This is a genomic window from Mesobacillus subterraneus (genome assembly GCF_003937825.1).
Classification (GTDB): domain Bacteria; phylum Bacillota; class Bacilli; order Bacillales; family Cytobacillaceae; genus Mesobacillus; species Mesobacillus subterraneus.
On record NZ_RSFW01000032.1, the window covers coordinates 1 to 16,659 of the forward strand.

General features: G+C 45.1%; 17 protein-coding genes, 1 tRNA gene, 1 other RNA gene and 1 other annotated feature. Of the genes, 13 read left to right on the top strand and 6 right to left on the bottom strand.

Annotated elements, in window-relative coordinates; genetic code table 11:
• Positions 1 to 421 precede the first annotated feature (421 nt).
• Together EJA10_RS23990 and EJA10_RS21120 are read right to left on the bottom strand one after the other, a co-directional pair.
• The gene (locus EJA10_RS23990) at positions 422 to 553 is read right to left on the bottom strand and encodes a hypothetical protein (protein ID WP_281274540.1); all 132 of its coding nucleotides are present in this window, start codon (positions 551 to 553) and stop codon (positions 422 to 424) included.
• A gap of 118 nt (positions 554 to 671) precedes the next feature.
• Complete coding sequence (locus EJA10_RS21120) at positions 672 to 1,625, bottom strand: YaaC family protein (RefSeq protein WP_125482025.1); 954 nt, start codon at positions 1,623 to 1,625, stop codon at positions 672 to 674.
• A gap of 111 nt (positions 1,626 to 1,736) precedes the next feature.
• On the opposite strand from EJA10_RS21120, the gene guaB reads away from it, so the two are divergent.
• The 6 genes from guaB (at position 1,737) to EJA10_RS21150 (ending at position 8,365) form a co-directional block, all read left to right on the top strand.
• Positions 1,737 to 3,203, top strand: coding sequence for an IMP dehydrogenase (gene guaB, locus EJA10_RS21125; protein ID WP_125482026.1), 1,467 nt, complete (start codon positions 1,737 to 1,739; stop codon positions 3,201 to 3,203).
• A gap of 218 nt (positions 3,204 to 3,421) precedes the next feature.
• On the top strand, positions 3,422 to 4,726 hold the full coding sequence (locus EJA10_RS21130) for a serine hydrolase (protein WP_125482038.1): 1,305 nt from the start codon (positions 3,422 to 3,424) through the stop codon (positions 4,724 to 4,726).
• A gap of 174 nt (positions 4,727 to 4,900) precedes the next feature.
• Positions 4,901 to 5,782 carry a pyridoxal 5'-phosphate synthase lyase subunit PdxS gene (gene pdxS, locus EJA10_RS21135; RefSeq protein WP_125482027.1) on the top strand — a complete coding sequence of 294 codons (882 nt, stop codon included), beginning with the start codon at positions 4,901 to 4,903 and terminating at the stop codon, positions 5,780 to 5,782.
• Between the two features lie 12 nt (positions 5,783 to 5,794).
• Positions 5,795 to 6,385: a pyridoxal 5'-phosphate synthase glutaminase subunit PdxT gene (gene pdxT, locus EJA10_RS21140; RefSeq protein ID WP_125482028.1), complete on the top strand. Its 591-nt coding sequence runs from the start codon at positions 5,795 to 5,797 to the stop codon at positions 6,383 to 6,385.
• Positions 6,386 to 6,437: 52 nt separating this feature from the next.
• Positions 6,438 to 6,657 (top strand) — a binding site (T-box leader).
• A gap of 241 nt (positions 6,658 to 6,898) precedes the next feature.
• A complete protein-coding gene (gene serS, locus EJA10_RS21145) occupies positions 6,899 to 8,179 on the top strand; it encodes a serine--tRNA ligase (protein ID WP_125482029.1) in 1,281 nt (426 codons plus the stop codon).
• Between the two features lie 93 nt (positions 8,180 to 8,272).
• Positions 8,273 to 8,365, top strand: a tRNA-Ser gene (locus EJA10_RS21150).
• A gap of 135 nt (positions 8,366 to 8,500) precedes the next feature.
• On the opposite strand, the gene EJA10_RS21155 is transcribed toward EJA10_RS21150, so the two are convergent.
• The 4 genes from EJA10_RS21155 to EJA10_RS21170 form a co-directional block, all read right to left on the bottom strand.
• Positions 8,501 to 9,169, bottom strand: a complete 669-nt coding sequence (locus EJA10_RS21155; RefSeq protein WP_125482030.1) for a deoxynucleoside kinase — start codon at positions 9,167 to 9,169, stop codon at positions 8,501 to 8,503.
• Positions 9,166 to 9,807: a deoxynucleoside kinase gene (locus EJA10_RS21160; protein ID WP_125482031.1), complete on the bottom strand. Its 642-nt coding sequence runs from the start codon at positions 9,805 to 9,807 to the stop codon at positions 9,166 to 9,168. The genes EJA10_RS21155 and EJA10_RS21160 overlap by 4 nt, the downstream gene beginning before the upstream one ends.
• A gap of 234 nt (positions 9,808 to 10,041) precedes the next feature.
• A complete protein-coding gene (locus EJA10_RS21165) occupies positions 10,042 to 11,325 on the bottom strand; it encodes a glycoside hydrolase family 18 protein (protein WP_125482032.1) in 1,284 nt (427 codons plus the stop codon).
• Positions 11,326 to 11,387: 62 nt separating this feature from the next.
• Positions 11,388 to 11,927, bottom strand: a complete 540-nt coding sequence (locus EJA10_RS21170) for a cysteine hydrolase family protein (protein ID WP_125482033.1) — start codon at positions 11,925 to 11,927, stop codon at positions 11,388 to 11,390.
• A 109-nt stretch (positions 11,928 to 12,036) separates the two neighbouring features.
• On the opposite strand from EJA10_RS21170, the gene tadA reads away from it, so the two are divergent.
• The 7 genes from tadA (at position 12,037) to EJA10_RS21205 (ending at position 16,408) form a co-directional block, all read left to right on the top strand.
• On the top strand, positions 12,037 to 12,567 hold the full coding sequence (gene tadA, locus EJA10_RS21175; protein ID WP_125482034.1) for a tRNA adenosine(34) deaminase TadA: 531 nt from the start codon (positions 12,037 to 12,039) through the stop codon (positions 12,565 to 12,567).
• A 76-nt stretch (positions 12,568 to 12,643) separates the two neighbouring features.
• Positions 12,644 to 12,908: signal recognition particle sRNA large type (gene ffs, locus EJA10_RS21180), an RNA gene on the top strand.
• Between the two features lie 282 nt (positions 12,909 to 13,190).
• Entirely contained in the window at positions 13,191 to 14,873 is a 1,683-nt protein-coding gene (gene dnaX, locus EJA10_RS21185; RefSeq protein WP_125482035.1) for a DNA polymerase III subunit gamma/tau, read from the top strand.
• Positions 14,874 to 14,888: 15 nt separating this feature from the next.
• On the top strand, positions 14,889 to 15,215 hold the full coding sequence (locus EJA10_RS21190; RefSeq protein ID WP_170169213.1) for a YbaB/EbfC family nucleoid-associated protein: 327 nt from the start codon (positions 14,889 to 14,891) through the stop codon (positions 15,213 to 15,215).
• Positions 15,216 to 15,229: 14 nt separating this feature from the next.
• Positions 15,230 to 15,826 carry a recombination mediator RecR gene (gene recR, locus EJA10_RS21195; RefSeq protein ID WP_041968096.1) on the top strand — a complete coding sequence of 199 codons (597 nt, stop codon included), beginning with the start codon at positions 15,230 to 15,232 and terminating at the stop codon, positions 15,824 to 15,826.
• Positions 15,827 to 15,850: 24 nt separating this feature from the next.
• Positions 15,851 to 16,072, top strand: a complete 222-nt coding sequence (locus tag EJA10_RS21200; protein ID WP_125482036.1) for a YaaL family protein — start codon at positions 15,851 to 15,853, stop codon at positions 16,070 to 16,072.
• A 72-nt stretch (positions 16,073 to 16,144) separates the two neighbouring features.
• Complete coding sequence (locus EJA10_RS21205) at positions 16,145 to 16,408, top strand: pro-sigmaK processing inhibitor BofA family protein (RefSeq protein WP_125482037.1); 264 nt, start codon at positions 16,145 to 16,147, stop codon at positions 16,406 to 16,408.
• The last annotated feature ends 251 nt before the right edge of the window (positions 16,409 to 16,659 follow it).

Here is a 16,659-nt window from a genome sequence, read left to right on the forward strand (position 1 = left end):
TTTCCCCCTGTGAGAGTAGGACGCCGCCGGGCACAAAAAAGGGACAGCTGTTATGGCTGTCCTTTTTTGTATACTTAAAGCAGTAATTTGTACTTTTATGCTGATATAGGTCAATCGTATTCTCTTAATCAAGCTAGCTATCAAACGTGGCATGAGCTGCAAATGAATGAGTTGGTCGGTATATTCGCAAATGTGGTCGAAATATTGAGAAATCCGCTGATATATTTAAAAATGTGGTCGATAAAATTTTTTAATTGGACGTTCAAACGTAAAACTTGTCTATAAAACACTATTATCATGTCAAATCATAGCACCGAAAACAGTAGAACCGTCCCTCTGTTTCACAAAAACACAAGAACCGTCCCCCTGTTTTGAAAAGCCCCCTGGAATTGCTCCAGGGGGGTTTTCACGTTCGTTCGTGTTATTTTTTCTTTTTGTTTGCTGTGCCAAGGGATTGTAGCTGGCTCATTACTTTTGAGCGTGACTTTTGGTCTTTTAGCAAGTATGCTGTTCCTAGAGCGACTGTTGTCATCATTAGTTTTTTTCGATCCATCTTGTATCCCTCCTTGATGTTTTCCTTGTGTATATTACTGAAATTCCCGATATGTGCTCTTCTAAACGCTAATATGGACGATCTTCAGGGTCGAGGGTGTCCTCAACCCTTATTGCTATCACTTTTTCATCAGGTACTGGTAAATTAAGTAAGGCCCTTTTTTTACCGTTGATTTTAAAAATGATTGAATCAGGGGATAGTCTTCATTCGGCATCATTTTAATTAATTCACTCCACCACTCGGTTTCGTAACGGGCGATCATTCCCAGGTTATATAACAGCAAATAGTGGAGCAGCAGTTCCGGATATAAGAACAAATCACCCTTGTTTAAAGGGAATGCATACTGTTGATTTTCCAGATTGTATCTAAGTGGCAGGGGTTCTCCGGTATCTGCAAGGCTTGCTTTGAAGCTAATACTGTCTGTGTCTTCAGATAAAAATGAGAGAGGGGTGGCTGCCTTCGATTGAAAGAATTCCTTAAAGCGATTCTCAGTCATATGAAATTGGTCCAGCAATGATTTTGACATTGAATAAACGGTGCCATTCTCTGTTACGGGTTCGAAGATTTGCTTCCCTTTTAAATCGGCATAGATCCCTGAAAGTTCAGGGATGAGTTCCAAAACCTCACCCATCGTTGCTTTTTCACCTTCCAATTGTTTCATGTGGAACATCTTTTCTGCCATTAGAGAAAACAAACCATTCTTTTGAAACTTCACTTCATCCTCTGTAAAGCTGTATTGCTGCTTTTTCCTTTTTCTTGTGGACACGCCATGTGCGAGTACGGATGTTGTCTCCGGATAATCAGGCTCGACGGTCAGGATGCATGCTTTTATCAAATGGACTAGTCCGTAAAAGAGCAGGATAGGCTGGATTGCCAGCGGCGATTTTTCTGCCTGTTCATAATAAAGTTTCCCGTGTTCGAGATAATACATGAAGGGATAACAGTTCTCGAAGCTTTTCATGTCGGGTTGATCCAAATTGAGTTTGCGGTAGCATTTTTTCAAATACGTTTGCGAATATTCAGCTGAAAAAAACAGGGTGTAGCTGTTCCATTCTTTAAAAGAAGAAGACACATGAAAAACCTCCAAGTTATTTGAAAAATCAAACAAATAACACCTTTCTTGACAGTATTTTAACCAATTGATAACCTACAAATAATATTTTCTTAAAGGGGGTCATTTACAATGTGGGAAAGTAAATTTGTAAAAGAAGGATTAACGTTTGATGATGTGCTTCTTGTGCCGGCTAAATCTGAGGTTTTGCCAAAGGATGTCAGCCTCAAGGTCAGCCTTACCGAAACCTTGAAGTTAAACATTCCGATCATCAGTGCCGGAATGGATACGGTAACGGAAGCAGAGCTCGCGATTTCAATCGCAAGGCAGGGCGGACTTGGGATCATACATAAAAACATGTCCATTGAGCAGCAGGCAGACCAGGTCGATAAAGTGAAACGCTCCGAAAGTGGAGTCATTACGGATCCATTCTTTTTAACTCCAGAACACCAGGTATTTGATGCTGAGCATCTAATGAGCAAATACCGCATTTCGGGTGTCCCAATCGTCAATAATGACGAAGAGCAAAAGCTGGTTGGCATCATCACCAACCGCGATATGAGATTCATCCAGGATTATTCGATGAAAATCGAAGAAGTGATGACGAAGACTGATTTAGTTACTGCTTCTGTTGGAACGACTTTGGAGGAAGCGGAAAAAATCCTTCAGCGCCATAAGATTGAAAAACTCCCACTAGTGAATGACGAAGGCGTTTTAAAAGGATTAATCACGATTAAAGATATCGAGAAAGTGATTGAGTTCCCAAATTCCTCAAAGGATTCAATGGGCCGTCTATTGTGCGGCGCTGCGGTCGGCGTTACGGCGGACACGATGAAACGGGTAGAGATGCTGGTTAAGTCGAATGTAGACGTTATTGTAGTCGATACAGCACATGGGCACTCTAAAGGCGTAATTGACACGGTAAGGCAAATCCGCGAGAACTACCCGGAACTTAACATCATTGCCGGAAATGTTGCTACTGCTGAAGCAACACGTGAGTTAATTGAGGCAGGTGCTGACGTCGTGAAGGTCGGAATCGGTCCGGGCTCCATCTGTACGACCAGGGTTGTCGCAGGTGTAGGTGTACCACAGATTACGGCGGTATATGATTGTGCAACAGAAGCGCGCAAGCATGGAAAAGCGATCATTGCGGATGGCGGCATTAAATACTCAGGGGATATCGTCAAGGCCTTGGCTGCTGGCGGCCATGCGGTTATGCTTGGAAGCCTGCTGGCTGGTGTTACAGAAAGTCCTGGGGAAACAGAGATCTATCAAGGACGACGTTTCAAGGTATACCGTGGAATGGGATCGGTCGGAGCGATGGAGAAGGGGTCCAAGGACCGTTACTTCCAGGAAGACAACAAAAAGTTCGTTCCCGAAGGCATTGAAGGCCGAATCCCTTATAAAGGACCACTTACTGATACAATTTATCAGCTTGTAGGAGGCATCCGTTCCGGTATGGGTTACTGTGGTACAGCGAACCTTGAGGAATTGAGGGAAAATGCTCAATTCGTCCGGATGACAGGTGCAGGGTTAAGAGAAAGCCACCCGCATGATGTCCAGATCACAAAGGAAGCGCCGAACTATTCAATGTCCTAAGAAACTAAGCAGGACTAAGACTATTTTCCTGTAAAACAATAGTTTTTTCCTTTTTTTACATTAGACAGAGTGACTATTCTCTGTCTATTTTTTTTGTTTTCTTTATGGTAAACTTAACAGGTGTGATTTTTTAGGGTTAACAAAAATGAAAGATTCATAGATAATTATCAAAACTTGGAGGGAAAGTCGTCTTGAACCGTAAACAGAAACAGCTTTCAATGTTCTTTGCAGCATTCATTTTAACGATCACAACCATGTTTTCAGGATTTTCAATGGAAGCAGAAGCAGCAGAAGGCCAATTAGGGATTGATGCTGAAGCAGCCATGCTGATTGATGCAGATACAGGAAGAGTTTTATATGAGAAAAATGCCGATGTCGTCCTTGGTGTGGCATCCATGGCAAAAATGATGACAGAATATATGGTCCTTGAGGCAGTCAAATCAGGAAAGCTCAAGTGGGACCAAAAAGTGAAAATCAATGAGTATGTCCACAAATTATCCGCAGCGCCTGGTCTTTCCAATGTTGGTCTGACTCAAGGAGAGGATTATACAGTCAAGGAATTGTATGAAGCGATGGCGATCCACTCTGGGAACGCAGCAACTGTGGCACTTGCCGAAGTTCTTTCAGGAACAGAGAAGAACCACGTTGAAAAAATGAATAAAAAAGCTGCTGAGCTTGGTTTGAAGGATTTCAAATTCGTCAACTCTTCAGGTTTGAACAACAAAGACCTGCTGGGACAGCATCCTGCAGGCAACCCGGATGAGGAAAACGTGATGTCCGCACGTTCACTTGCTCAACTAGCTTTCCGCCTGTTGACCGATTACCCAGAGGTGTTGGATACAGCAAAAATGCCATCTTTGAAATTCCGTGATGGCCGTGAGTATAAGAACTTCAACTGGATGCTGCCAAGCTTGATCTACGCATATGACGGCGTAGATGGCCTGAAGACAGGTTCAACTGATTTTGCAGGCTACGGCTTTACGGCAACTGCTACGAGAAATGACCAAAGATACATCTCAGTTATCATGAAAGCTGACTCTAAGGACAGCCGTTTCACTGAAACCAGAAAAATTCTTGATTTTGCTTTCAGTAACTTCACACAAGAAGAGCTTGTGAAAAAGAATCATCAAGTTAAAGGCAAGAACACTCTTCCTGTAACAAAGGGTAAAGAAGACAGTGTAAAGATCCAGGCTAAAGATGCGATTACCATGAAAATCCGTAATGGAGAAAAAGATGAGTATGAGCCTGTACTTGTGCTCGACAAGAAAAAACTTAACGAAAACGGCGAGTTGACAGCGCCAATCAAGAAGGGCGAACAAGTCGGATACATGACCGTTAAGTCCAAGAAGGATGAAAACATCAGCTTCCTTACTGAAGACGCCCAAAAGCAGATCCAGGTACCTGTTATTGCAGCTGAAAGTGTAGAAAAGGCAAACTGGTTCGTATTGATGATGCGCGGAATCGGCGGATTCTTCGGAGACCTTTTCGGTGGAGTCGCTGATACAGTTAAAGGCTGGTTTTAATCAGATTAATTCGTAAAGCAATCGTTTATTTGGTTTCCTGTATTGACAGGAAACCTTTTTTATTGTTTATTTTCAATAGGGATAACTATAATTCCGACCAAAAAAGTCTGAATTTCCAGTTATTACAAAGCGCTTACATATGTATGCCTTAATTAGGGACAAGGGGGAAAAAGAATGAAGACAGGTACTAATCGTGTTAAACGTGGTATGGCAGAAATGCAAAAGGGCGGCGTCATCATGGATGTTGTCAACGCAGAGCAGGCGAAGATTGCAGAAGAAGCCGGTGCAGTTGCTGTAATGGCACTGGAACGTGTTCCTTCTGATATCCGCGCGGCTGGCGGCGTAGCAAGAATGGCCGACCCACGCATTGTTGAAGAGGTAATGGGTGCTGTCACAATTCCCGTTATGGCAAAAGCAAGGATTGGCCACATCGTCGAGGCCCGTGTGCTCGAAGCGATGGGTGTTGATTACATTGATGAGAGTGAGGTATTGACTCCGGCTGACGAGGAATACCACTTGAATAAAAGAGATTATACTGTTCCGTTCGTATGCGGATGCCGTGATCTTGGCGAAGCAGCGAGAAGAATTGGCGAAGGAGCTTCTATGCTTCGTACAAAGGGAGAGCCAGGTACTGGAAATATCGTAGAAGCTGTTCGCCATATCCGTAAGGTGAATGCACAGGTTCGCAAGGTAGTTGCAATGGATATGGATGAGCTTATGACAGAAGCTAAGCTTCTTGGAGCACCATATGAGCTGCTTATGGAAATCAAGCAGCTTGGACGTCTTCCAGTTGTAAACTTCGCTGCAGGCGGCGTTGCAACGCCAGCAGACGCTGCCTTGATGATGCAGCTTGGTGCTGACGGAGTATTCGTTGGCTCAGGGATCTTTAAGTCAGAGAATCCTGCGAAATTCGCGAAGGCAATCGTGGAAGCAACGACACACTATCAGGATTACGAACTGATTGCGAACATTTCGAAAGGCCTTGGAATCCCGATGAAGGGAATGGAAATTTCATCATTAGCTCCAGAAGCCCGCATGCAGGACCGCGGCTGGTAAGGAGCAAAGAGAATGGTGAAAATTGGAGTACTTGGCCTGCAGGGGGCTGTGCGTGAGCATTTATGGGCTATTGAAGCCTCTGGTGGAGAAGGAATCATTGTCAAACGTCCAGAACAGCTGGAGGAAGTGGATGGCTTGATTATTCCTGGCGGGGAAAGCACCACGATCCGCCGTTTGGTTGATAAATATGGATTCATGGATGAGTTGAAAAAATTTGCTGACGATGGCAAACCGATGTTCGGAACATGTGCAGGCCTCATTTTGCTTGCCAATAACCTTGTTGGTTATGATGAACCCCATATCGGTGTCATGGATGTGAAAGTGGAACGCAATTCATTCGGGCGCCAGCGCGAAAGCTTTGAAGCGGATATAGCCATTTCTGGAGTTGCTGACAATTTTTCAGCTGTCTTTATCCGTGCTCCGCATATCGTCGAAGCAGGCGAGGATGTGGAAGTGCTTGCGAAGCATAATGACAGGATCGTCGCAGCACGCGACAGACAGTTCCTAGGCTGTTCCTTCCATCCCGAATTGACAAATGACCACAGGCTCATGAACTATTTTGTAAAAATGGTTGAAGAGTCCAAGAGTAAAAATTTTGCATAAACTGCTTGCATGCTGACCATAATTGTAGTAAATTATGAATTAAAATTCGATAGTTAAAGCGATGAGAGGGAATAGTAGTCTGTTTTCATTCTTAAGAGAGCCGGTGGATGGTGCGAACCGGTGGATGTGACAAATGAATCCGCCCTCGAGCAGAGTATGGAACGCCAGGACTGGCCAGTAAATACTTTCGGTAAAAACCGTTATTTTATGAGTGGAGAGCATATTTTTGCTTTCAACTAGGGTGGCAACGCGGGTTAACTCTCGTCCCTTCTATAGGGACGGGAGTTTTTTGTTTTTCAGGCTCTTTTCGTAAGGCTTAATAGGTCTGTTAAATTTGACGTTGATTCTCATTCCAGGCGCTTCGCTTTTTGCGGGCAGTCCGGGAGCCTCCTCGGCGCTCTTCGCGCCTTCCACTACAATCAACGGGTGTTAAAATCTTTATCTAGCTTTAACAGAGCCCATATTAGTGAATTACGATAAGAACTGAAAAAAATTTTAAAGGAGGAAATCGCAATGTTAGATGTAAAGTATCTGAGAGCGAATTTTGAAGAAGTAAAAGAGAAGCTGCAGCACCGTGGCGAAGACTTATCTGATTTCGGCAAGTTTGAGGATCTGGATGTAAGGCGCAGAGAGTTGATTCTTGAGGCTGAGCAGCTTAAGAGCAGAAGGAATGAAGTATCTCAGCAGGTAGCGCAACTGAAGCGCGAAAAGCAGGATGCTGACCATTTGATTACCGAAATGCGTGAGGTTGGCGATAAGATCAAGACATTGGATGACCAGTTGCGAGCGGTTGAAGAAGAATTGGAGAATCTGATGCTCAGCATACCGAATATTCCTCATGAGAGCGTTCCGGTTGGCGAATCTGAGGACGATAATGTTGAAGTTCGCAAATGGGGAGAAATCCGCAATTTCGAATTTGAAGCGAAGCCGCACTGGGATGTTGCAGACCATTTGAAGATTCTTGACTTTGAACGTGCTGGAAAAGTAACCGGCAGCCGCTTTGTCTTTTACAAAGGGTTAGGGGCTCGCCTCGAACGTGCCTTGATGAGCTTCATGCTTGATCTTCATGTTGATGAGCATGGCTACACGGAAGTTCTTCCGCCATACATGGTTAATCGTGCAAGCATGACGGGGACAGGTCAGCTTCCTAAGTTTGAAGAAGATGCGTTCCTAATCGAGAGCGAAGACTATTTCCTGATTCCGACAGCAGAAGTTCCGGTAACGAATATGCACCGAGATGAAATTCTTAAAGCTGATGATCTTCCAATCAACTACGCAGCCTACAGTGCATGTTTCCGTTCTGAGGCAGGTTCTGCGGGACGCGATACACGCGGATTGATTCGCCAGCATCAGTTCAACAAGGTCGAGCTCGTTAAATTTGTAAAGCCTGAGGATTCTTATGAAGAGCTTGAAAAATTGACTGGACATGCCGAGAAGGTCCTTCAATTGCTTGGATTGCCTTACCGTGTCTTGAGCATGTGCTCTGCAGACCTTGGTTTCACAGCAGCTAAGAAGTACGATATCGAGGTTTGGATCCCGAGCTACGGCACATACAGGGAGATTTCTTCTTGCAGTAACTTCGAAGGCTTCCAGGCTAGACGTGCGAATATCCGTTTCCGCCCTGAAGCGAAGGCTAAACCAGAGCATGTGCATACTCTGAACGGATCTGGTCTTGCAATCGGCCGTACGGTCGCAGCCATCCTCGAGAACTACCAGCAGGCGGACGGAAGCGTCGTAATTCCTGAAGTACTGCGCCCATACATGGGAGGAAGAGAAGTCATCGCTCCGCAATAATAAGTTTTGGGCAGAGGTAACACTCTGCCCGAAAAAAACTTTTAAAGAAGTGTTGACTCATATTTCAATACGTGATATTATATTTCTTGTCTCGGAGGTATACCCAAGTCTGGCTGAAGGGATCGGTCTTGAAAACCGACAGGCGGGTAACACCGCGCGGGGGTTCGAATCCCTCTACCTCCTCCATTAATTTTTCAATTAATGCATTAACGCATAAAACAATTTGGAGATTGTGTAAAAAAACCCGTTACTCATGTAATGGGTTTTTTTATATGTTCCTGAGATAAAACTATACAAAAGAAAAACCGCCAAATGGCGGTTTTATTTTTTCAGCAGTTGTGTTTGCTTAATATGTGTCGCGATTTTCTCAACGATTGGCTCAATCGATTCCGGGTTGTTGAACAGATCGTAATCATTGATGTTCAAGCGCAGGACAGGGCATGCGTTGAAGTTGTTGATCCAGTTCTCATAACGTCCGTGCATTTCTTCCCAATAAGAAATTGGTGTCTGCTGCTCCATTGGGCGTCCTCTTAGCTTGATGCGCTCCAGGATATCATCAAGGGATCCTTCAAGATAAATCAACAGGTCAGGATGCGGGAAATACGGAGTCATGACCATTGCTTCGAAAAGGCTCTTATATGTGTCGTAGTCAACTGGTGACATTGTGCCTTTTTCGTAATGCATTTTTGCGAAAATGCCTGTATCTTCATAGATGGAACGGTCCTGGATGAAACCGCCGCCGTATTCAAAGATTCGTTTTTGCTCCTTGAAGCGTTCAGCAAGGAAATAAATCTGCAGATGGAAGCTCCAGCGCTCGAAATCAGCGTAGAACTTATCAAGATATGGGTTTGTGTCTACCTTTTCAAAGGATGTACGGAACCTCAGGGCATCCGCCAGGGCATTCGTCATGGTAGATTTGCCGACTCCCACTGTACCGGCAATCGTGATGACCGCATTGGCCGGGATGTCATATTTCGTTCTTAGATTCATGGTTGTACGCTCCTTTTTCTTAATGATGCGGTTAACTGGTCGATGATCAGCTGCAGGTCTGCTACGTTCTTGACGAAATCCAGGTCATCGCCGCTGAAACGGAGGACTGGAATTTCTGGATGGTCCTGTTCGAACTGAAGCATAGCCTGTTCATAATCAAGGGATAATTGCTCCAGATATAATGGGCTGATATTTTTCTCCACTTCACGCCCGCGCATCTTGATTCGCTTCAGAAGCGTGTCAAGGCTTGCATTCAAGTAGATGATGACATTCGGTTTCGGCATATCTTTTGTCAGGATCTGATAAATATCTAAGTATTTTTTATACTCCTGATCATTTAACGTGCGCTGAGCGAAAATCAGGTTTTTCATAATATGGTAATCAGCCACGACAGGCTTGTTTTGGCTGAGGTAATGTTCATTAATATCTCCAAGCTGCTTATATCGATTGCAGAGGAAAAACATTTCTGTCTGGAAACTCCATTCTTCTATGTTATCGTAAAATTTCCCTAAAAATGGATTCTCATCGACAATTTCTTTTAAAAGTGCAAATTGAAACCGTTCAGAAATTGCGCGGGCCAATGATGTCTTCCCGATCCCGATCGGTCCTTCAACCGTTATAAAAGGTGTTCCTTCCACAACATGTCCTCCCTCTCCGTTGTATCTATCTCTATTTTACATTTCTGTCAGTTAAATCACGCAAAGTCCATTTTATCACACCACAGTATGGAATGGATATGGAATATTAAGAGGCAATTTTAACAAATAACTGTTTTAAAGAACGAAAACAGTGAACAAAAAACAAGACAGCCGCATAATTACTGCGCCTGTCATATATTATCGGAATTTGTAAAAAAATTTTAAATATATTTTTTACTTTTTCACTACATTGAAGTTTTCCTGGATGAGCAGCCAGTTCTGAGGAAAGGAGAGACCAAGCTTCCAATAACTCATCCCTCTGAGGTTCAATTCTTTGATCAAATCGAATTTTGCCTGGATCGAACGTGCATCCTCGAACCAGACCTCGTGCTCTTTTCCGTCTGCGGCTGTATATCGGAAGGTCGGTGCCTGGGACCTTGTGTCATAGCGGATCGGTACATTGTTATCAGCTGCGATCTGGATACCCTGCTGCGGACTTATTGCCCGGGCAATCGAGCCCTGTACAAACGGGAGCGTCCAGTCGTATCCATACAGGTTCTGTCCCATCATGATTTTTTGTGAAGGCACTTCGGTGATGGTGTATTCCAAAACCTCCCGGACCGGGCCGATTGGGGATACGGCCTGGGCAGGACCGCCGCTATAGCCCCATTCATAGGTCATGATGACGACAAAGTCAACGATTTCCCCGTGTGCTTTGTAATCATGTGCGGTGTACCATGGTCCTTCCTGCGTTGCACTCGTCTTCGGAGCCAGAGCAGTGGAGATGAACCATCCCTCCTGCTTGAAACGGTCTCTAGCCTTCCTCAGGAACTGATTGTAAGCCTCTCGGTCAGCAGGGCGCAGGAATTCGAGATCAAAGTGGATATCGCGGAATCCGTATTTTTTCGCGGTGGTGACAATGTTGTTCAGGAATCTGTCCTGAACAGCCATATCATTTAAGAGTATGCGGCCGAGTTCATCACTGAACTGGTCGTTTTCCTGGTTGGTGATGACCATCATCAATATATTATTGTTTGCCTCGGCGATGGCCGGAAAGTTGTTCAGCAGCGGTTCCTTCAGCGAACCATCACGCAAAGCCTGGAAACTGAACGGGGCAAGATACGTCAAGTAAGGGGCGGCTTCCCGTGCCGCCGTCTCCAAGGCAGGGGCAACGGTATTTCCTCTCGGTTCGACATACGCATTGAATTCCGCATTGACCTTTGGACGGGGCGGAATATAGAGGCGAAAACCGACGGACAGAGGCTGGTTGACATTGATCGCGTTGATTCTGGCGAGTTCCTGTACGGAGATGCCGAATCTCCGTGAAATCGCCCAGAGGCTGTCTCCTGGCTGGACAAAATAGAAGCTGCCGACAATCGGGATGACCATTGCCTGGCCGACAACAAGATTATTCGGATTCGGAAGTTCATTCGCTTCAGTTATATCCGCAACAGTTGACCCGTAGATCCGGGCAATCTGTGTCAATGTCTGTCCTTGCTGTACTACATGTATTTGCATTTTCTTCCCTCCCTGGCATTTTAGCGCTACAACCATTGTATGAAGGAAGGAAATGCAGTATGTTATAAATCAAGCTGGGTGGAAGGTGCAGTTTCTGCCGTCAGAACATTTTTCATCATCGTCAGGGCGTAGTGATTGTCCTGATCATTGTTTGAGGCAATGCAGTCTTCAGGAATGATCAGATTGTATTCCCGCATATAAGCATCATTCGCAGTGAAAAGGACACATATATTTCCGGCAACACCGCTCAGGATCAAGGTGTCCACCTTAAGCTGCTGCAGGAGCGTATGCAGTGCAGTTCCGTAAAAAGCGGAGTGTTTCGGTTTAATCAGGAAATAATCCTGGTTTTTTTCTGGGGCGATTTTTTTAATGATGGCCTCGCTCTTTTCATTTGAGCAGTACTCCATGATTTTTTCAAAATCCGCCTGCCATAGATTATAATGGTCATTAATATAGATCACAGGCATGTCCTGTTCGTTGAAGTTTTTTTTCAATGTTAAAATAGGGTCGATGATTTTGCGGGTATTCTTCGCAAGTGCTTCCCCTTCATCGAAGTTGAAGTCATTGATCATGTCGATGATCAATAGTGCAGTTTTTGACATGAAAATCCTCTCCTTAGCATTGATCGAAAAATGATGTGCTTTATATTTTAGACATGCAGGAGATTATTAAACCAAATGGAAATAAAACACCTACTAATTGGAGGGCAAGATGGAAACACAACTTACTCCAGATGAACAATATATGCATGAGGCAATACTAGAGGCGAAAAAAGCCGGAGAAATGGATGAGGTGCCAATCGGAGCTGTCATCGTACTTGAAGGTGAGATTATTGCACGGGCTCATAACCTTCGGGAAACACGGCAAAGCTCGATTGCCCATGCGGAGGTGCTGGCGATCGATGAAGCCTGCCGGAAGCTCGGAACCTGGAGGCTCGAAAATACGGTTCTCTATGTAACCCTTGAGCCGTGCCCGATGTGTGCCGGAGCCATCATGCTGTCACGCGTGAAAAAAGTCGTCTATGGCGCAAAAGATCCGAAAGGCGGCTGTGCCGGGACATTCATGAATCTCCTTCAGGACGATCGATTCAATCACCAAAGCGAAGTGGTGACAGGTGTACTTGAGGAGGAATGCAGTGGGCTGCTGTCCAATTTCTTCAGGGAACTGCGCGAAAAAAAGAAACTGAAAAAGAGGCAGATAAAAGCGGCACTGGAACAGGATACAGGAATTGACAGGGGATAAGCATTGCTTTTTAGCGGTGGAATTAGTATACTATGAATGTGTCCTTGAGACACACCTAAATAAGGTTTCAATTTTGCCGTGCTAGTCGGGGAGGTAGCGGTGCCCTGTACCCGCAATCCGCTCTAGCGGGGATGAATCCCTTCCTGAGGCTGTTTTACTGTAGGGTCTGCCTTAAGCAAGTGGTGTTGACGCCCGGGTCCTGCGCAATGGGAATCCATGAACCATGTCAGGTCCGGAAGGAAGCAGCATTAAGTGGACGCTCCCATGTGCCGCAGGGTTGCCTGGGCCGAGCTAACTGCTTAAGTAACGCTTATGGTATTCAGTCGACGGAAGGTGCGCGGCAGTTAAATAATATGCAACCAACTCATCTCTATTACAGAGATGAGTTTTTTGTATTTCCGGACAACTTTCCCTTTCTAAAAGTGTAAATGTCTAAAAAATTGCGTTATAATAGGAAAGATAATAAAAGGTTGTTTTCATAGAGATTCTTTTACTGAACCTTCCTTTGCCTGCGCAAACTGAAAGGCATCAGGGAAACTTTGTTTTTAAACTTGATGCTGCCGGGGTGTGCAAGCTGCAAAGTTTTACGAAAAGAGCCTAATAAAACGAAGGGAGCGGTGTCATTGGCCTACCAAGCTTTATATCGTGTCTGGCGTCCACAGCAGTTCATTGATGTGGTCGGGCAGGAACATGTAACCACGACACTGCAAAATGCTCTGCTTCAACAAAAAATATCACATGCCTATCTTTTCTCGGGACCAAGGGGTACGGGTAAGACGAGTGCTGCAAAAATCCTGGCGAAAGCGGTTAACTGTGAAAATGCTCCGACTACCGAGCCTTGCAATGAATGCGATGCCTGCCGCGGGATCACGGATGGATCGATTCCGGATGTGATTGAAATCGACGCCGCTTCAAACAATGGCGTAGAGGAAATCCGTGATATCAGAGATAAAGTTAAATATGCTCCGAACGTCGTGAAGTACAAAGTCTATATCATCGATGAGGTGCATATGCTTTCCATCGGAGCGTTCAACGCTTTGCTGAAAACGCTGGAAGAACCACCGAAGCATGTCATCTTCATCCTCGCTACGACTGAGCCCCACAAGATTCCATTAACAATCATTTCCCGATGCCAGCGATTTGATTTTAAAAGAATCACAGCTCAGGCCATTGTTGGCCGGATGAAGCAAATTGTTGAGGAATCGGGAGTAGATTGCGATGCCAACGCCCTGCAGATCATCGCAAGGGCTGCAGAAGGCGGGATGAGGGATGCCTTGAGCCTTCTCGACCAGGCGATTTCATTCAGCCAGGATCGCGTAACCATTGAGGATGCTTTGACAGTAACAGGGATCGTTTCGCAAAACTTCCTGAACCAGCTGGCCAGGGCCATCTACGAGAAAAATGCTGCCGCGGGTTTGGAAGCATTGGAGGAACTGCTTTTACAAGGGAAGGATCCGGCAAGGTTCATAGAAGACCTGATTTTCTTTTACCGGGATATGCTTCTTTACAAAGCTGCTCCAGGACTTGAAGAATCGATGGAACGGGTCATGCTCGATGAAGCTTTCCAGGAACTCGCCAACCAGATTGAGGCAGCTCAGATATATGAGTTGATCGAGGTATTGAATAAAGCCCAGCAGGAGATGCGCTGGACAAACCACCCGCGGATTTTCCTTGAGGTCGCAATTGTCAAGCTGTGCCAGCTGGAAACACAAACCCAGACAAGCAATGTTCAGATCGAGCCTTTGTTAAGACGAATCGAACAACTGGAAGAAAAACTCGCCAAGTTCCAGCAGAATCCTGGAATGGCGGCTGTAGAACCGGCAGCGGCTGCGAAAAAGGCACCCCGTCCCAATCGGAAAGGGTTCCAGGCGCCGGCTGGTAAGATCAATGAAGTGCTTAAAAATGCCACTAAGCCAAACCTTCATGCCATCAAGGGACGCTGGGGAGAATTGCTGGAAATGCTTGCAGCAAAGCAAATGCGCTCACAGGCTGCCTTGTTGAATGAAGCTGAGCCAGTGGCTGCATCGGATGAAGCAGCCGTGATAAAATTCAAATATGAAATTCACTGCCAGATGGCAATGGAAAATACCAGGTTCACGGAAACCGTAAGTGCAGCCCTGCAAGAATACACCGGGAAGAATATGCAGGTGATCGGGGTGCCGGAGGACCAGTGGCTTAAGATAAGGGAAAGTTTTATCAGTCAAAGAGGCGATGGTGCATCGGAGAATCAGGCGGCCAATGAAGATCCGCTGATTTCTGAAGCAAAGAAGCTGTTTGGTGATGAATTAATACAAATACAAGACTAATTGGAGGACGTTATTATGATGCGTGGAATGGGTAATATGCAAAATATGATGAAGCAAATGCAGAAAATGCAAAAGAAAATGGAAGAAGCTCAAGTTCAGCTGGGAGAAGAAAAAATCGAAGGCACAGCTGGCGGCGGAATGGTAACAGTCATCGTAACAGGCCACAAGGAAATCGTCGATGTGCAAATCAAGCCGGAAGTCGTTGATCCTGATGATGTAGAAATGCTTCAGGACCTTGTGCTTGCTGCAACGAACGATGCTCTGAAAAAAGCAGAAGAACTTTCGAACAAGACGATGGGACAATTCACTAAAGGGATGAACCTTCCTGGGGGAATGTTCTAGGAGGAATAATACGTATGCATTATCCTGAACCAATATCGAAGCTGATCGACAGCTTTATGAAATTGCCAGGTATCGGCCCGAAGACAGCCGCTCGTCTGGCTTTTTTCGTCTTAAGCATGAAGGAAGAAACCGTTTTGGATTTCGCGAAAGCCCTGGTGAATGCGAAAAGGAACCTGACATATTGCTCTGTTTGCGGCCATATCACTGACCAGGATCCTTGCTATATTTGTGAGGACCAGCGCCGCGACCGCAGCGTCGTCTGTGTCGTCCAGGATCCAAAAGACGTGATTGCGATGGAGAAGATGAAAGAATTCAACGGGTTATACCATGTACTTCACGGTGCCATTTCTCCAATGGATGGCATAGGGCCGGAGGATATCAATATACCGGATCTGCTGAAGAGGCTTCAGGATGAAACAGTCCAGGAAGTCATCCTCGCAACCAACCCGAACATTGAAGGGGAAGCGACTGCGATGTACATCTCCAGGCTGCTGAAGCCGTCTGGCATAAAAATCACCCGTATTGCTCATGGATTGCCGGTTGGCGGCGACCTTGAATACGCGGATGAAGTCACTCTTTCTAAAGCGCTCGAAGGACGCAGAGAAGTGTAATCATCACTCTACTGGAGGAAAGTCATGTTATTTCGCAAAAAGAAATGGCTTAGAAAAGAATTCGACCAAAAACTGTTAGAACAGCTGAACAGCATGAAGACAACCTGGAATAACCAAAAGCTATTGGTTGAAAGAAGCTTCGATCCATCAGAAGAGTTCATCACTGAGGCGAAAATTGCCGAAGCGAAATACTTCTTTCTATTTAAAGAAGCGAAGCACCGGAAAATCAGCATCAGGACAAAATAAAATGGCAACAGGTCTTATTTCGATGACTTGTACATAAAAATAGTACAAGACATTGAAGTAAGGAGGACAAGTATGGATCCTATTGTTGTTATATCGGTCCTGGGTGGATTGATCTTATTGCTGCTGGTCATAGGGGCACCAACAAAGCCGCTGAGATTGATCGGCCAGAGTGCAATTAAGGTCCTGATTGGAGCCATCTTTTTATTTTTTCTCAACGCCTTCGGAACCGGCTTCGGAATCTATGTGCCAATCAATCTTGCTACTGCTGCAGTCTCCGGGTTGTTAGGGATTCCAGGTGTGTTTGCCTTGGTTGCGATTCAGACTTGGATCATATAAGGAAGGAACACCACTTTTGATGAAGTGGTGTTTTTTCTTTAAAAAAACGGAATGTGGAAAGTGAAAACATTTTTTAACGAAAGCTATTGACCAGGCAAGCAGAAGTTGTTATTATATTAAACGTTGCTGTCGAACAGCAGTTAACAACTTTAAAAAAAGATGTTGACGAAACAACAACAGCATGATATATTATTTAAGTCGCCTGCGGGTGACATTGAAATTGCTCTTTGAAAACTAAACAAACAAGCGTC

What these genes read in the sequence shown, in the direction of transcription:
- tadA (WP_125482034.1), top strand. Translation starts at nt 12,037, where the DNA reads ATGGAAACACAACTTACTCCAGATGAACAATATATGCATGAGGCAATA.
- EJA10_RS23990 (WP_281274540.1), bottom strand. Translation starts at nt 553, where the DNA reads ATGGATCGAAAAAAACTAATGATGACAACAGTCGCTCTAGGAACAGCA.
- EJA10_RS21205 (WP_125482037.1), top strand. Translation starts at nt 16,145, where the DNA reads ATGGATCCTATTGTTGTTATATCGGTCCTGGGTGGATTGATCTTATTG.
- serS (WP_125482029.1), top strand. Translation starts at nt 6,899, where the DNA reads ATGTTAGATGTAAAGTATCTGAGAGCGAATTTTGAAGAAGTAAAAGAG.
- EJA10_RS21165 (WP_125482032.1), bottom strand. Translation starts at nt 11,325, where the DNA reads ATGCAAATACATGTAGTACAGCAAGGACAGACATTGACACAGATTGCC.
- guaB (WP_125482026.1), top strand. Translation starts at nt 1,737, where the DNA reads ATGTGGGAAAGTAAATTTGTAAAAGAAGGATTAACGTTTGATGATGTG.
- pdxS (WP_125482027.1), top strand. Translation starts at nt 4,901, where the DNA reads ATGAAGACAGGTACTAATCGTGTTAAACGTGGTATGGCAGAAATGCAA.
- EJA10_RS21155 (WP_125482030.1), bottom strand. Translation starts at nt 9,169, where the DNA reads ATGAATCTAAGAACGAAATATGACATCCCGGCCAATGCGGTCATCACG.
- recR (WP_041968096.1), top strand. Translation starts at nt 15,230, where the DNA reads ATGCATTATCCTGAACCAATATCGAAGCTGATCGACAGCTTTATGAAA.
- EJA10_RS21200 (WP_125482036.1), top strand. Translation starts at nt 15,851, where the DNA reads ATGTTATTTCGCAAAAAGAAATGGCTTAGAAAAGAATTCGACCAAAAA.
- EJA10_RS21170 (WP_125482033.1), bottom strand. Translation starts at nt 11,927, where the DNA reads ATGTCAAAAACTGCACTATTGATCATCGACATGATCAATGACTTCAAC.
- EJA10_RS21190 (WP_170169213.1), top strand. Translation starts at nt 14,889, where the DNA reads ATGATGCGTGGAATGGGTAATATGCAAAATATGATGAAGCAAATGCAG.
- pdxT (WP_125482028.1), top strand. Translation starts at nt 5,795, where the DNA reads ATGGTGAAAATTGGAGTACTTGGCCTGCAGGGGGCTGTGCGTGAGCAT.
- EJA10_RS21130 (WP_125482038.1), top strand. Translation starts at nt 3,422, where the DNA reads ATGTTCTTTGCAGCATTCATTTTAACGATCACAACCATGTTTTCAGGA.